The 13,109-nt window shown below is 66.6% G+C and carries 14 protein-coding genes, 1 tRNA gene and 1 pseudogene; 5 read left to right on the top strand and 11 right to left on the bottom strand.

Annotated features, from left to right (window positions below):
• Positions 1 to 37 precede the first annotated feature (37 nt).
• Complete coding sequence (locus tag ACIG5A_RS02840) at positions 38 to 496, top strand: hypothetical protein (RefSeq protein ID WP_397237001.1); 459 nt, start codon at positions 38 to 40, stop codon at positions 494 to 496.
• A 348-nt stretch (positions 497 to 844) separates the two neighbouring features.
• Here the strand turns inward: ACIG5A_RS02840 and ACIG5A_RS02845 are convergent.
• The 3 genes and pseudogenes from ACIG5A_RS02845 to ACIG5A_RS02855 all read right to left on the bottom strand — a co-directional run bounded on the left by ACIG5A_RS02845 (position 845) and on the right by ACIG5A_RS02855 (position 2,652).
• A protein-coding gene (locus ACIG5A_RS02845; RefSeq protein WP_397237003.1) for an IS3 family transposase occupies positions 845 to 1,989 on the bottom strand; the annotation gives its coding sequence in 2 pieces (ribosomal slippage) (positions 845 to 1,722 and positions 1,722 to 1,989; 1,146 coding nt in all).
• Between the two features lie 45 nt (positions 1,990 to 2,034).
• A pseudogene (locus tag ACIG5A_RS02850) lies at positions 2,035 to 2,247 on the bottom strand (GNAT family N-acetyltransferase); the annotation flags it as partial.
• Between the two features lie 317 nt (positions 2,248 to 2,564).
• Positions 2,565 to 2,652, bottom strand: a tRNA-Leu gene (locus tag ACIG5A_RS02855).
• A 183-nt stretch (positions 2,653 to 2,835) separates the two neighbouring features.
• Here ACIG5A_RS02855 and ACIG5A_RS02860 point away from each other — a divergent pair.
• Positions 2,836 to 3,561: a haloacid dehalogenase type II gene (locus ACIG5A_RS02860; RefSeq protein ID WP_397237005.1), complete on the top strand. Its 726-nt coding sequence runs from the start codon at positions 2,836 to 2,838 to the stop codon at positions 3,559 to 3,561.
• 39 nt (positions 3,562 to 3,600) lie between these two features.
• Here ACIG5A_RS02860 and ACIG5A_RS02865 read toward each other — a convergent pair whose 3' ends face one another.
• From ACIG5A_RS02865 to ACIG5A_RS02875, 3 genes are read right to left on the bottom strand one after another with little or no spacing between them, the layout of a single operon-like run.
• On the bottom strand, positions 3,601 to 4,407 hold the full coding sequence (locus ACIG5A_RS02865; protein ID WP_397237007.1) for an alpha/beta fold hydrolase: 807 nt from the start codon (positions 4,405 to 4,407) through the stop codon (positions 3,601 to 3,603).
• A gap of 11 nt (positions 4,408 to 4,418) precedes the next feature.
• Positions 4,419 to 4,901: a group II truncated hemoglobin gene (locus ACIG5A_RS02870; protein ID WP_397237009.1), complete on the bottom strand. Its 483-nt coding sequence runs from the start codon at positions 4,899 to 4,901 to the stop codon at positions 4,419 to 4,421.
• A 49-nt stretch (positions 4,902 to 4,950) separates the two neighbouring features.
• Positions 4,951 to 5,523, bottom strand: coding sequence for a helix-turn-helix transcriptional regulator (locus tag ACIG5A_RS02875; RefSeq protein WP_397237011.1), 573 nt, complete (start codon positions 5,521 to 5,523; stop codon positions 4,951 to 4,953).
• Positions 5,524 to 5,665: 142 nt separating this feature from the next.
• Here ACIG5A_RS02875 and ACIG5A_RS02880 point away from each other — a divergent pair, with 142 nt between their 5' ends.
• On the top strand, positions 5,666 to 6,997 hold the full coding sequence (locus ACIG5A_RS02880; RefSeq protein ID WP_397237013.1) for a hypothetical protein: 1,332 nt from the start codon (positions 5,666 to 5,668) through the stop codon (positions 6,995 to 6,997).
• Here the strand turns inward: ACIG5A_RS02880 and ACIG5A_RS02885 are convergent.
• The 4 genes from ACIG5A_RS02885 to ACIG5A_RS02900 form a co-directional block, all read right to left on the bottom strand.
• Positions 6,976 to 7,983, bottom strand: coding sequence for a 1-aminocyclopropane-1-carboxylate deaminase (locus ACIG5A_RS02885; RefSeq protein ID WP_397237015.1), 1,008 nt, complete (start codon positions 7,981 to 7,983; stop codon positions 6,976 to 6,978). The genes ACIG5A_RS02880 and ACIG5A_RS02885 overlap by 22 nt on opposite strands.
• A 42-nt stretch (positions 7,984 to 8,025) precedes the next feature.
• Positions 8,026 to 8,688: a GntR family transcriptional regulator gene (locus ACIG5A_RS02890; RefSeq protein ID WP_397237017.1), complete on the bottom strand. Its 663-nt coding sequence runs from the start codon at positions 8,686 to 8,688 to the stop codon at positions 8,026 to 8,028.
• A gap of 169 nt (positions 8,689 to 8,857) precedes the next feature.
• The gene (locus ACIG5A_RS02895; RefSeq protein WP_040738949.1) at positions 8,858 to 9,040 is read right to left on the bottom strand and encodes a 2-hydroxymuconate tautomerase family protein; all 183 of its coding nucleotides are present in this window, start codon (positions 9,038 to 9,040) and stop codon (positions 8,858 to 8,860) included.
• 105 nt (positions 9,041 to 9,145) lie between these two features.
• Positions 9,146 to 10,018 carry a LysR family transcriptional regulator gene (locus ACIG5A_RS02900; protein ID WP_397237019.1) on the bottom strand — a complete coding sequence of 291 codons (873 nt, stop codon included), beginning with the start codon at positions 10,016 to 10,018 and terminating at the stop codon, positions 9,146 to 9,148.
• A gap of 129 nt (positions 10,019 to 10,147) precedes the next feature.
• Here ACIG5A_RS02900 and ACIG5A_RS02905 point away from each other — a divergent pair, with 129 nt between their 5' ends.
• On the top strand, positions 10,148 to 10,795 hold the full coding sequence (locus ACIG5A_RS02905) for a TetR/AcrR family transcriptional regulator (RefSeq protein WP_397237021.1): 648 nt from the start codon (positions 10,148 to 10,150) through the stop codon (positions 10,793 to 10,795).
• Positions 10,782 to 12,371 carry an MDR family MFS transporter gene (locus ACIG5A_RS02910; protein ID WP_397237023.1) on the top strand — a complete coding sequence of 530 codons (1,590 nt, stop codon included), beginning with the start codon at positions 10,782 to 10,784 and terminating at the stop codon, positions 12,369 to 12,371. The genes ACIG5A_RS02905 and ACIG5A_RS02910 overlap by 14 nt, the downstream gene beginning before the upstream one ends.
• A gap of 69 nt (positions 12,372 to 12,440) precedes the next feature.
• On the opposite strand, the gene ACIG5A_RS02915 is transcribed toward ACIG5A_RS02910, so the two are convergent.
• Complete coding sequence (locus ACIG5A_RS02915; RefSeq protein ID WP_397237025.1) at positions 12,441 to 13,100, bottom strand: RraA family protein; 660 nt, start codon at positions 13,098 to 13,100, stop codon at positions 12,441 to 12,443.
• Positions 13,101 to 13,109: the final 9 nt, after the last annotated feature.

The following is a 13,109-nucleotide window of genomic DNA, read 5'->3' on the forward strand; positions in this document are numbered from 1 at the left end:
CATGCTCGCTAGCGGCTGTGGGGGCCCTGGCACACCGGTGAGAAACCTGGATGACTACGCTCGCACGGTTTGTAAAGCGGAGAGCGAGTACAAAAACAGCGCTGCCGGTCTATTTCGCAAGCTGCTCGAAAAGGCGATCGTCCCGAACGGTCAACCAGCACTCGCCGATGCAATCGACGGGTTCGCACGGCTATTGGACGATCTCGCCGTGAAGAACGAGGAATTCGGCGACCCACCCAACGGTGAAGGGGCAGGCCGCGCCAAAGCGCTGGCGGATGACCAGCGTCGAACGGCCCGCGAGGTCAGGTCCATTGCGGAAGCGACTCGCACTACTGAATCCGCAAACGTGAAGCAGATGTTAACCGATCTCAAACAAACGTTGTTAGGCGGCGCAACCCGGGAAACGGAAGTGCTCCAGAAGTATCCGACACCGGAACTGGACTCGGCGAAGCGGGCGATACCGGGCTGTGTCGACTCTGAACCCGCACCCAGCTGATCTGCTGTTCGGCTGGATACAGGCCGACCGGCATGGCAGCCTCGCCAACCTCAATTCGAAGGACGTTCCCATCTTGCCCCTCGTGACCACGAGATTCGTGAATCGCGACCCGGCCCGTATTCTCTTGCGAGAGAAAGGTTTCCAATGCACGGCCCGGTGACCGGGGACCACAGGCCGAGCCACTGCTCGGCGCCGTACTCCTCGAATCTGTCCACCTCGGCGAACCCCAACTTTGCTGCGAGGCGCATCGCGCGGTCGTTGGCGGTCTGGGTGCAGAGGGTCAACGGCACACCAAGGTTTGTCAGTGGGGACTGCCCCGAGTTCGGTTGACTCGCGGGGTGTGGTGTTTCAGGCCGCGAGTGCGGGCTGATTGATTGTCTCAAACTCGACCGGTGTCAGGCGGCCGAGTCGGCGTTGTCGGCGGCGCCGGTGGTAGGTCCGTTCGATCCAGATAACGATTGCCAGGCGCAGTTCCTCCTTGGTCGCCCAGCGTCGACGGTCGAGGACGTTGCGCTGCAGCAGCGCGAAGAACGACTCCATCGCAGCGTTGTCACCACACGCCCCGACGCGCCCCATGGAACCGCGTAATCCGTTGGCCGACAACGCGTGCACGAATCGCCGTGACCGAAATTGGCTGCCTCTGTCGGAGTGGACCACGGTGCCGATCGGTGAGCGAATTGCGACCGCGTTGCGCAGGGCTGTCACCGCCAGTGAGGCGGTCATCCGCTCGTCGATGGAGTAGCCGACGATCCGGTTGGAGAAACAGTCCTTGATCGCGCAGACATAGAGCTTCCCTTCACCTGTGCGATGTTCGGTGATGTCGGTCAGCCACAACTGGTTTGGAGCCGATGCGGTGAACTCGCGAGCCACCAGGTCGTCATGAACGGGTGGCCCCGTCCGCCTGCTGAGCCCGCGTTTGCGGGCGAATGCCGACCAGATTCGCTGCTGTGAACACAATCGCTGCACCCGATTCTCGCCGGCCCTGATACCGCGGTCGCCGAGTTCGTCGGCGATGAACCGATATCCGAACGCGGGGTCGTCGTCGTGGATGTCGCGTTCGGCGTCGATCAGGTGGGCATCGTCCCAATCACGTTGGGACACAGGGTTTTGCTGCCACTTATAGAACGCTTGGGGTGTGAAGCCGAGGACCCGGCAGGTCACCGCGACGGGAAACCCGTCGGCGGCGAGGTCGAGGACCAGCGGGAACCTCATTTTGAGGGCAGCTCGCGGGCGAAGAACGCCGCGGCACGGCGCAGGATCTCATTTTCCTGTTCCAGTTGCTTGGTGCGTTTGCGCAGCTCCCGCAGTTCCGCGGACTCTTCCCGCCTCAGGCCGGGGGTGTTGCCGTCGTCGATATCGGCCTGTTTGAGCCAGTTGTGCAGGCAGGCTTCGGAGATCCCGAAATCCTTGGCGACCTGCTTGATCGAGGCATTGCCCTTGCGGGCAACAGCGACGACATCGCGGCGGAACTCCTCCGGATACGGCTTCGGCATGGTGGACATCCTTCCAGCGAGGACGCAGTCCTCACAGATCAGGAATCAACCAAACCGGGGGCAGTCCCGTGCGAACCAGTCGACTGCTGCTGCGCATGCCTCGGTGGCGTAGCCGTATCCCCACGCCTGCGGCAGGATCATGCAACCGAGTTCGACATCTCCGGCATCTGGACGGGCGTGACTCGGGCGTTCTGTGTGGCGCCGGTCGAGGGTGATCATGCCGATCATCGCTGCGTTGTGTTCGATCACGAAGAGTCCGGGCGGCGTCCGGGCACCTCGGGCATCGTGTGCTCGAGTTCATCGCGCTGCCGATGTATGTGCCAACCTTTGCCGAGGTGAACAGTTCGATGAATGCCGAGCGGTCGCAGGCTCCGAACTCGCGGAGGACCAGTCGCTGGGTCTTGATCGAGGACGGTGGCCAGGCGGCGGGTCCGAGCGCGGTCATGGCGGGCAACCTAACAAATAGAAACAACCGCCATCAAGATTCGCGGACCGGTCAGGGGAAGACCGCCCGGCGGGGTCGTCAAATGAAGGAAGGTCGAATATCATTGTGGGGCAATGATATTCGACCTTTCTGGTGTCCGGAGGGGGACTTGAACCCCCACGCCCGATAAAGGGCACTAGCACCTCAAGCTAGCGCGTCTGCCATTCCGCCACCCGGACAGGTGTTGTGTTGCAGGCGAATTGCTGTGTTGCCTGCGAGGTAAGAGCTTAGGGCATGGGTGGGGGAGATTCCTAATCGCGAGGTCGGTGCGGTGCCGGGGTGGGTTGGGCGTTCGGCGGAGGGGGTGTGATCGGGTGTGCGATGTTGGTGGGAGGCAATGGTATTCGGCGGGAGGAGCAGGGATGTCGGAGTTCGATGGGGCCGGTGTTCGGGTGGTGGCGTGTGATGTATTCGGCACAACCGTGGACTGGTACAGCGGGATCGCGGATCAGGCGGGGGCGGTCTTCCGGGAGGTCGGGGTCGAGCTCGATGGCGGAGAGTTCGCCAATGAGTGGCGGGATATGTATTTGCCCGCGATGCAACGGGTTCGGGAGGGCGAGCGGGAGTGGGTGTATCTCGATACGTTGCATCGGGAATCGCTCGACACGTTGCTCGACGAGCATGGGATCGGCTCGGTGCTCGATGACGCGGCGCGCGAACGTCTCGTCCGCGCTTGGCATCTGCTGCCCGCGTGGCCGGATGCGGTGGAGGGGATCGGCCGGCTGCGTGGTCGCTACACCGTGGCGGCGTTGTCGAACGGCGGGTTCGCGTTGCTGACTCGGATGATCAAGGCGGCCGCGCTGCCGTTCGATTGCATTGTGTCGGCTGAACTTGCGCGTAGCTACAAGCCGGGGCCACGGGTGTATCGGACCGCCGCGGGGCTGCTCGATGTCGATCCGGCGCAGGTGCTGATGGTCGCGGCGCACGGGTGGGATATCGATGGCGCACGGGCGGTGGGCAACCGCACGGCCTTCCTGGAGCGGCCCGCCGAGAAGGGGCCGCATCGCAAGGCCGACCGGGGTGCGGACACGGTCAGCGACGTGACCGTTGGTAGTTACATCGAACTCGCCGAGCTCCTGGGCTGCTGAGCCCAGGAGGCTCGTGCGGCTTCGGTCAGCCGATGATGTTTACGCGCTGAGGAAGTCGACGAGTACGCGGTTGACCTCGTCGGGGCGCTCGATGTAGCCGTAGTGCCCGCAGCGCTCGATCTCGACGAAGCGGGCGCCGGGGATGGCGGCGGCGACCTCGCGGCCGAGGAACGACGGTGTCATCCGGTCGTCGGCGAATCCGACGATAAGGCACGGCGCGGTGATCCTGGCGTAGTCGGCGAGGCGGTTCTGCGACCGGTCGATGGCGAGCTGCGCGCGCAGGCCCGCGGTGGGTTTGGCCGAGGCGGCGTACTCGAAGATGTCGAGCCACTCCTGGGCTTTCGCGGGGTCTTCGAGGGTGTGCGGCGAGAGGTTCAGCACCGCCTTGATCGAGGCCGCGTACTCCGGCGGCAGCTGCACACCCTGCTCGATCAGTACCTGCTCGCCGCGGTTGAGCGCGTGCGACATCGGGTGCGGCCTGCCCGCGGTGGCCAGCATGACCGCCTTGCCGACGAGGTCGGGCCGGGCCAGCGCCAGTTCCTGGGTGATCCGCCCACCCATCGAGGTGCCGACGACGTGCGCGCGCCCGCCGCCGAGATGTTCGATCAGCGCGGCGGCATCGGCGGCCAGGTCGGCGAAGCTCATCCCGGGTGCGCCCTCATCCGAGGGCGCGATCCCGCGATTGTCGATCGTCGCCACCCGGAATCCGGCCTTGACCAAGGCGGGCACCTGGTAGGTGCGCCAGACCCGCCCCGGGCTGCCGGTTCCCATGATCAGCAGTACCAGCGGGCCGGTTCCGGTGACGTCGAAGCTGAGTCGGATCCCGTTGAGGGTGGCAATCGGCATGGTTCACAAGACTACGGCTGGTACGGCGGTGCCACACCCCAACCCCAGTGCGGCATGGGCGCTTCGAGCGGAGGCTTGGCATCGGGCTGCGAGTTCGCGTGCGCGATGCGGGTGCCCCATTCGATGTAGGAGGCGAACGCGGCGCGGAATTCGGGGTCGGCGGGCAGGCCGACCTCGTCGGCGGCGTCCATCAGCAGGTTGACCCAGCGGCGGCGCTGCGGTTCGGTGATCGCCTTGCCGAGGTGCTGGCGCACCATGTGGTGGTAGCCGCCGCGCTCGGTGCTGTAGGTGGCGGGCCCGCCGAACACCTCGGCCAGCCACATGGCGACGAACTTCGGGTGGCCGGGGTCCATATCGCGGAACAGCGGGCCGACCAGCTCGTCCTTCAGCACCTCGCGGTAGAACGCGGTGGTCAGTGCCTCGAAAGCTGTTATGCCACCGGCCCATTCGTACAGGCTGGGGACCGACTTGCCCGCCTCAGTTGCCTCCGTCATCGATGACTCCGATCCAGAACGACACGGCTGTATTCACAACGAACAGAGCCTATCTCGCGGCCGAGACATCGCCTTCGCCGAGTTCCGCGAGTGTGGCCTCCAGCCAGTCGATGTAGGCGGTCATGGAGGCTTTGCCATATCCGTCCGCGGTCCGCATGATCCGTGCGGCCCAGTCCGGATCGATCTCGGCGATCGGATCGTTGATCGCGATCAACTCATCGATGGTCATCGGATCGTGGCGCTGAGCCCGCCGATAGTCGAGTTCGGTGCGCAGCGTGCGCACCGTGACGTCGCGGCCGATGATCCCGGCGAACAGGAATCGCAGCATGAAGTCGGGATCCATCGGTCGCGGCGCGGGCTCGTACGGTGCGTTCGCCCAATCGAGCAGCGCCCGCCTGCCCGCGGCGGTGAGCCGGTACACCTTCGCGTCCGGTCTGCCCTCGCGCGGATCGACCTCGAACTCGATCAACCCTCGACCGCAGAGTTTGGTGAGCGTGCGATAGACCTGCGGCCGGGTGACCCGGTAGCCGATGAATCTGCCCGGTCCGTCCATCTGTTTGCCCAGGTCGTAGCCCGACATCGGGCGCAGCGCCAGCGTGCCGAGGATGACGTGATCCAGCATCCGACCATCCTATGTGTTTGCGCACCTATGTGCCCACACCTACACTCCATAAGTGTGTGCGCATCTAGGTGTGTGTGCATTCATGTGCGACAGGCGGGCGACGACACGCGGGTCGGGCCCGTCCCCAACCAGAAGGCAGACGATGAATGTCCCCATGCTCGACGAAACCCGGCTCGTACCGGCCGGCCGCCGCAACATCCGTGCGCGCGGCGGAACCCGGGTGCGCGGCACAGCTCCTGCGGGGCACAGACCTGCGCGCATCCGGTCCGTTCCGCTGCTGCTGTGGTGCGCGGTGCTCGCGATCCTTGGCTGCACACCCATCGCGGCGGCGGAATCACCCGCACCGCAGGACAATTGGTCGAAGGTCGGGTTCTGGGCAGGCGAGAGATTCCTCGTGAACGGTGCGCCGCAGGGTTATCCGGCCACTCCTGCCGACTACTGGGCCGAGCGTGATCTCGGCATGTGGACCCCCGAGTTGTGGGATCTGTTGCGGCGCAACCACGTACCGATCTATTTCCATCTTCGCTACGGTCGCGACTTCGGTGCGCTGCCGCCGGGAGCGCCGGTCCGTGACGACGCCCTGCCCATCATCAGGCAGGCGAACGCGCTCGGCATTCCCGTATTCGGCTGGGTCGCCGTGCCCTACGAGGCCGGCTACTGGGGCACGCAGGACAACGCGCCCGATCAGCTCGCCGCCACGCTCGCACTCGAGGGCTGGGTTCGGGACAATCGGATCGATCTGGCGGGCATCGCCTACGATATGGAGCCGCCGCTCAGCACGATAAACGCGCTCACCGCAGGCGAATTCGAGCTCGGCGCGCTGGCCCGTCGCATCGACCCGGCGGCACAGCGCCGCGCCATCGAGCGGCATGAGGCCGTATACGACTATGCGCGGAGGCATTTCGCACGGGTGATCGGCGCGCCTGTGCCGTGGGCGCTGGACGATCTGGTCGACGGCGACCTCGCGTTGCAGAATGCGCTCGACCTGTGGGGATTGCCGGACGGGCCGCAGGCCTTGCATTTTCAGGTCTACCGGAGCACCGCCGAGGCGATCGGTGGCGATCCAGGCCCTGCCTTGATCGCGCACTATCTGCGACAGGCCCAGCAGGCGCTCGGCCCCGTGCGCGGACAGCTCACCCTCGGCGTCGCGGGCGAGGGCGCCTATCGAGCGCTGCCCGCCCTCGTCGACGATGTGCGGCTGGCCCGCGCGATGGGCGCGGAGTCGATTCCGATCTACTCCCTCGAAACCTCGGTCGCGGCCTACGGCGTCGGGGGAGTGGAGCAGCTTGTCCGCGCGGGCGAGAACCGGCTCGACGCCGCCGGTGTACAGGCCGCCCAGCAGCCGACACCGCCACTGCGGCACTACCTTTCGATCATGAACTCACTCGACGCCGCGGCGACGGCGGCCACGCCGGTGGTCACCGCCGCCGCGGGTGTGCCACAGCGGCCGAATCAGTGGAAGGCGCCGCTGTAGGCGTTGAGCGCGGGCTGGCCGCCGAGGTGGGCGTAGAGCACGTGGGAGTCCTTGGGGATCTCGCCGTTGCGAATCAGATCAATCAGCCCCGCCATCGACTTGCCCTCGTAGACGGGGTCGAGGATCACGCCTTCGAGGCGGCCGGTGAGGCGGATGGCGTCGACGGTGGACGGGATGGGGATGCCGTACCGGTCGCCGACCCAGCCGTCGAGCACGATGATCTCGTCGTCGCGCAGGTCACGGCCGACGCCGATGAGTTCCGCGGTGGCGCGGGCGATCTTGGCCACCTGTGCCTGGGTTTCGGCGAGCGTGGCGGTGATATCGATGCCGATGACCCGGCGTGGTCGGTCCTGCCCGGCGAATCCGGCGATCATTCCTGCCTGGGTGCTTCCGGTGCCGCTGCCGACCACGATCGTGTCGAAGAAGACGCCGAGTTCCTGTTCCTGACGCTGTACCTCGTAGGCCCATTCGGCGAAACCGAGGCCGCCGAGCGGATGGTCGGAGGCGCCGGCGGGGATCGCGTACGGCGTGCCGCCGCCGGCGCGGACGTCCTCGATCGCCTGCTGCCAGCTTTCCTTGAACCCGATGCCGAAACCCGCCTCGACCATGCGGATCTCGGCGCCCATGATGCGCGAGAGCAGGATATTGCCGACCTTGTCGTTCACCGCGTCGGGCCAGTCGACCCAGCTCTCCTGAACCAGTACCGCGCGCATGCCGACCTTCGCCGCGGCCGCCGCGACCTGCCTGGTGTGGTTGGACTGCACGCCGCCGATGCTCACCAGGGTGTCCGCGCCCTGGGCGAGCGCGTCGGGGATGAGGTACTCCAGCTTGCGAGTCTTGTTGCCGCCGAAGGCGAGTCCGCTGTTGCAGTCCTCGCGCTTGGCCCAGATGCGTGCGCCGCCGAGATGGTCGCTGAGCCGGTCGAGCGGGTGGACGGGGCTCGGGCCGAACAGCAGGGGATAGCGGGGGAAGGAGTCGAGCGACATCGGTGATTCCTTTCGGGGCAATAATTTTCAGTGCGACAGCGGTCAGGGCAACAAGGTGTCGAGCAGTGGCAGCAGCGTCTGCCAGTTCGCGCGGACGGCGGCCACCGCGCCGTCGACATCACCGGCCGCGCACCGGTCGATGATGCGATCGTGCTGGGCCACCGAAGCCCGGCCGCCGAGCGAGGCGAAGCGCAGGCGTTCCATCCGCCGCAGCACCGGGGTGAACTGCTCGAGCACGGTATGGATGGCATCGTTGGCGCTCGCGGTCACCGGCACCTGGTGGAATTCGTCGTCGGCGGCGAGTGCCGCGTCGACGTCGTTGCGGCGCAACGCGTCCGCGAACCGTTTGTTCGCCGCGCGCATGGCCGCCACCTCGGCCCCGGACAGGTTCGGCAGCGCCTCGCGTATCGCGAGTTCGTGCATGGCCCCCGTGACCGACTGCGCGGCACGGATATCGCGGATATCCAGTGGGCTCACGATGGTGTAGTGGCCGGGTTTCGTCTGCACCAGGCCCGCGTGCTCCAACCGTGTCAGCGCCTCCCGGATGGGGGTGCGGCTGACGCCGAGCCATTGCACGAGATCGGCGTCGTTGAGCCGCTCGCCCGGGGCGAGCGTGCCGTCGACGATGGCATCGCGGATGGCGCGATAGGCGTTGTCGCGCAACAACGATCGGGAGGCGATCCCGCGGCTCTCCGGTATCGGCATGCAACATATTGCACGCCGCATGACGACCGGATGTCAAGGGTCATCGGATCGGAATCGACTGCGCACGAGCGCGTTTCACCGCGATTGCCAACGGATTGCCATTGACGGCAAAGACCCCACCGGGTCGATGACGACCGGGCGGGGTCTTCAGCGGCCTACCGCGACGCGGCTACTTGTCGGCGATGAACTTCCCGCCGACCGCGTACCCGTCGGCCGGGTATTCCTCGATCCACACGTGCACCGATTCCGCGGGCGACTTGTAGGCGTCGACGAAGGCGTCGGTGATGCGTCGGACCAGCTCGCGCTTGGCCTCATCGGTCTTGGGAAGCTGCTGGACGATGACGTTCGGCATGACGGAAATCCCTTCTCCTTGCCCGCTCACGGTGTGGAGCGGAACTACCGTCAAATCTGCCGTGGGACCGGCCTTCGTCCAAGACCCGATCCGCTCGCGCAGCGATCACGAATCGTGATCGTCGAATTCGCAGGCGGCGAGCAGGATCTCCAGCGCCGGTGGCGGCGCGGCCCGGCGAACAAGCAGCGCCGTGGTGAGCGAAAGCCCTTCTCCGGCAATCGGACAGAACCGCACCCGAGCGCTGCGCAGTTGCCTGGCATGCGCGGCGTACACGACCGTCCAGCTGGTGTCCGAGCCGATCATCGCCAAGGTGTCACCCAGCGCGGTGCTCACCGGGCCCGGCACCGGTTCGAATCCGGCCTCGTGGCAGGCGCCGACGACGAGGTCGACCAGTGGGGTGTTGGCGCGGCGCTCGGTGAGCCGCAGCGGATAGGGCGCGAGATCGGGGAGCGCGATCTCCGGTGTGTCCGCGAGCGGGTGCCGTGCCGCGAGCGCGACGAGCAACGGGTCGTCCCATACCGGAATGCGTTGCAGCTCAGGATGTTCGAACGGGCCGCGGACGAACGTGGCGTCCAGGCGCCCGTCGAGCACCTGCTCGACCCTGGTGCGGGTCGCGGCCGACACCGTCTCCACTCGCACCTGTGGCGCCAGCCGTTCCATGAGGCGATCCAGGTGGTCACCGAGGCCGGTGCTGGTGCCGAGCCGCAGCGTCGCCCCGGCGACATATCCGGTGATCGCGGCCTTCGCCCGCGCTGCGGCGGCGAGCACTTCGCGCGCCTCGGGCAGGAAGCGCGCACCTGCCTCGGTGAGCACCACCCGCCGCGGCGACCGGTCGAACAGCTCGACGCCGAGCTCGCGTTCCAGGTGGCGCACCTGCTGGCTGACCGCGGGCTGCACGATGTGCAGCCGCTCGGCGGCCCGCCCGAAGTGCAGCTCCTCGGCGACGGTGACGAAATACCTGAGCTGGCGCAGTTCCACCGGCATGACCCTACGGCCGGGACATCGGCCGGCGAACTTCCGGCATCGAGCTGAGGCGTGCGCCACATTTGGTCCGCTGAACGAAATTGCAGTTTCTGAAATTTTGCAGTTTGTGCTAACTTTTCGACCATGCCCGAGGGGAAGCGCGAAGAGCCGACAGTTGGCCTGCGCGAACAGAAGAAGCGTCAGACACAGCTCGATCTGTGCCTGGCCGCGCGACGGCTGACGGCCGCGCGCGGGCTGGACGCGACGACCGTCGACGACATCGCCAAGGCCGTCGGGGTCTCGCCGCGCACGTTCTTCAACTACTACGACACGAAGATCGACGCGGTCGTCGGGCCGATGAACGAGGTCGGCACGCCGGAAACGCGGGAACGCTTCGTCGCGGGCGGCCCGTCCGGAATCCTGATCAACGACCTCACCTGGCTGCAGCTGCTCGGCTTCGAGCGCGATGACGATGTGCGCGAAGGTATTTCGCTGGTCACCCAGATCATCAAATCCGAGCCGCGGGTGCTCGCGGCCTTCGTCGCCTCCGGCGTCCGATTCGAGGCCGCCGTCGGGGAGCTGCTCACCGCGCGCCTCGGCCCGGTGACGCCCGAATTCGTCGCGCTCACCACGGGAATCATGACGACCATCACGTCGAGGTCAGCGATGTCCTTGGCGGACGACCCTTCCGGTTCGCTGGAAACCGCCCTCAGCGAACACTGCGCAATGGCCGCCCGGCTCTTCGACCGGCCGGACGACACGAAAAGGAGACGTGCCGATGACCACGGCTGAATCACCGCCCGCCCCCATCGTTCTCACTCAGAAGCGCATCGCGCTGATCTTCTCCGCGCTGATCGCGGGCATGTTCCTGGCCAGCCTGGACCAGACGATCGTCGGCACCGCGATGCCGACCATCGTCGGCGACCTCGGCGGCGTCTCGCACATGGCGTGGACCGCGACCTCCTACCTGCTCGCGACCACCATCATGATGCCGATCTACGGCAAGTTCGGTGACCTGTTCGGCAGGCGCTGGCCGTTCCTGTTCGCGATCACGGTCTTCACCGCGGCCTCGATCGGCGCGGCCGCGTCGACGAGCTTCTGGGAGTTCATCGTGTTCCGCGGGCTGCAGGGCGTCGGCGGCGGTGGCCTGATGATCCTGGCGCAGGCCGTCATCGCGGATGTGGTGCCCGCGAAGGATCGCGGCAAGTACATGGCGCCGATGGGCGCGATCTTCGGTGTCACCTCGGTGGCGGGCCCGCTGCTCGGCGGTTTCTTCGCCGATCATCTCGGCTGGCGCTGGTGCTTCTGGATCAATGTGCCGATCGGTCTCGCGGCGCTGGTCATCGCGTTCCGCTACCTGAGCATTCCGAGTCACCGCCCGAAGACCAAGCCCGACTACCTCGGTGTCCTGCTGATGTCCACGGCGACAACGCTGTTGATCCTGATCACCGACTGGGGCGGCAAGCAGTACGCCTGGGGTTCGGCGACCATGATCGCGATGATCGTCGCGCTCGTCGCCGCGGTCGCCGCTTTCATCGTGGTGGAGTCGCGGGCCGAGGAGCCGATGCTGCCGCTGTGGCTGTTCCGCAACCGGACCTTCGTGCTGACCTCCGCGATCGGCTTCCTGGTCGGCTTGGTGCTGTTCGCGGCGCTCGCGTTCTTCCCGACCTACCTGCAGATGGCCACCGGTTCGTCGGCGACGGTATCCGGGCTGCTGCTGATCCCGATGGTCATCGGCCTGATGGCCGCGCTGATCATCTCGATGTCCATGATCACCAAAACCGGTAAGTACAAGCTGTATCCGCCACTGGGCGCGGCGCTGATCATCATCGACATGCTGTGGCTGACCCAGTTGAGCGCGGACACCTCGATGGTCGAGGTGATGGCGATGCTGTTCGTGATGGGCGCCGGGCTCGGCCTGATGATGCAGATCATCGTGCTCGTCGTGCAGAACGCGGTGTCGCCCGATCAGATCGGCACCGCGACGAGCGCCAACAACTACTTCCGCGAGATGGGTGGCGCGCTCGGCGTCGCGGTGTTCGGCTCGATCTTCACCAACCGGTTGACCGAGGGGCTGACCGATGTGTTCACGGCCAACGGCCCGGAGGTCCTTGCGGCGAAGCTCGATCTGTCGGCGCTGGTGCCGACGGTGGTGAAGCATCTGCCCGAGCGGCTGCACGACGGGATCGTCGGGGCGTACGTCAACGCGCTGGTGCCGGGGTTCTGGTACCTGATCCCCGGTGCGGTCATCGCTTTCGGACTGGCGCTGTTCATTCCGCAGCTGAAGCTGTCCGATGAGGCGGGCATGATCGCGCGCGGTGAAGCGGTCATGGGCGACAAGGAACCGGAGCTCGTCGGCGAACACTGAAGTCGGCGAAGGCAAGTCGCGGCCGGTGGCATGATGCCACCGGCCGCGTCGCGTTTCGGTCCGGGTGTTTCAGTCCAGGAAGGCCAGCGCCGACGGCTCGCCGCGCAGTAGCGCCGCGGTGTGCGCGGCGACGTTGATGCCGTCGCTCAGGGTCGCGCCCGCATTCAGCTTCGCGATCACCCGCGCCTCGGCTTCCTTGGTGGCCGTTGCGGATTCGAGCAGCGCGTCCGCGCGTGCGGGATCGATGACCAGGACGCCTTCGTCGTCGGCGAGGATCAGCTCACCCGGCGCGACCGGAACACCGCCGCAGGTCACCGGGATCTGCAGCTCACCGAGTTCGGCGGTGGTGCCTGCCATCGGGGTGACGAAGCGGCTGTAGATCGGCAGCGGGCAGTCGCGGACGTAGGTGATGTCGCGGTAGCCGGCGTCGACGATGATGCCGCCGAGCTGCCTGACCAGTGCGCCGCGTGCGAAAAGCTCACCGGCGAGTGCGATTTCGGCGCCGCCGCCGTCGACGACGATGACATCGCCCGGTTCGGCGGTCTCGATGGCGCGCAGCACCGCGAAGAAGTCACCACGGCAGCGGACGGTGAACGCCGGGCCGCAGATCCGTGTCGCGGCCGAGCGCGGCCGAATCGCGCTGTCCAGCACCCGGGTCGACTTGTCGGCATCGCAGATCGCGGTGGTGTCGACGGCGCGGAATTTCGTGGCGAGCTGCTCGGCGGGCATGAGCACCCA

Origin of the sequence: Nocardia sp. NPDC052566 (assembly GCF_044547285.1) — a bacterium.
GTDB lineage: Bacteria > Actinomycetota > Actinomycetes > Mycobacteriales > Mycobacteriaceae > Nocardia.

Bases quoted from the DNA above. Each gene is read 5' to 3' on its own strand.
- ACIG5A_RS02860 (WP_397237005.1), top strand. From the start codon at position 2,836: ATGTCGGAGTTCGATGGGGCCGGTGTTCGGGTGGTGGCGTGTGATGTA.
- ACIG5A_RS02865 (WP_397237007.1), bottom strand. From the start codon at position 4,407: ATGCCGATTGCCACCCTCAACGGGATCCGACTCAGCTTCGACGTCACC.
- ACIG5A_RS02870 (WP_397237009.1), bottom strand. From the start codon at position 4,901: ATGACGGAGGCAACTGAGGCGGGCAAGTCGGTCCCCAGCCTGTACGAA.
- ACIG5A_RS02875 (WP_397237011.1), bottom strand. From the start codon at position 5,523: ATGCTGGATCACGTCATCCTCGGCACGCTGGCGCTGCGCCCGATGTCG.
- ACIG5A_RS02880 (WP_397237013.1), top strand. From the start codon at position 5,666: ATGAATGTCCCCATGCTCGACGAAACCCGGCTCGTACCGGCCGGCCGC.
- ACIG5A_RS02885 (WP_397237015.1), bottom strand. From the start codon at position 7,983: ATGTCGCTCGACTCCTTCCCCCGCTATCCCCTGCTGTTCGGCCCGAGC.
- ACIG5A_RS02890 (WP_397237017.1), bottom strand. From the start codon at position 8,688: ATGCCGATACCGGAGAGCCGCGGGATCGCCTCCCGATCGTTGTTGCGC.
- ACIG5A_RS02895 (WP_040738949.1), bottom strand. From the start codon at position 9,040: ATGCCGAACGTCATCGTCCAGCAGCTTCCCAAGACCGATGAGGCCAAG.
- ACIG5A_RS02905 (WP_397237021.1), top strand. From the start codon at position 10,148: ATGCCCGAGGGGAAGCGCGAAGAGCCGACAGTTGGCCTGCGCGAACAG.
- ACIG5A_RS02910 (WP_397237023.1), top strand. From the start codon at position 10,782: ATGACCACGGCTGAATCACCGCCCGCCCCCATCGTTCTCACTCAGAAG.
- ACIG5A_RS02915 (WP_397237025.1), bottom strand. From the start codon at position 13,100: ATGCCCGCCGAGCAGCTCGCCACGAAATTCCGCGCCGTCGACACCACC.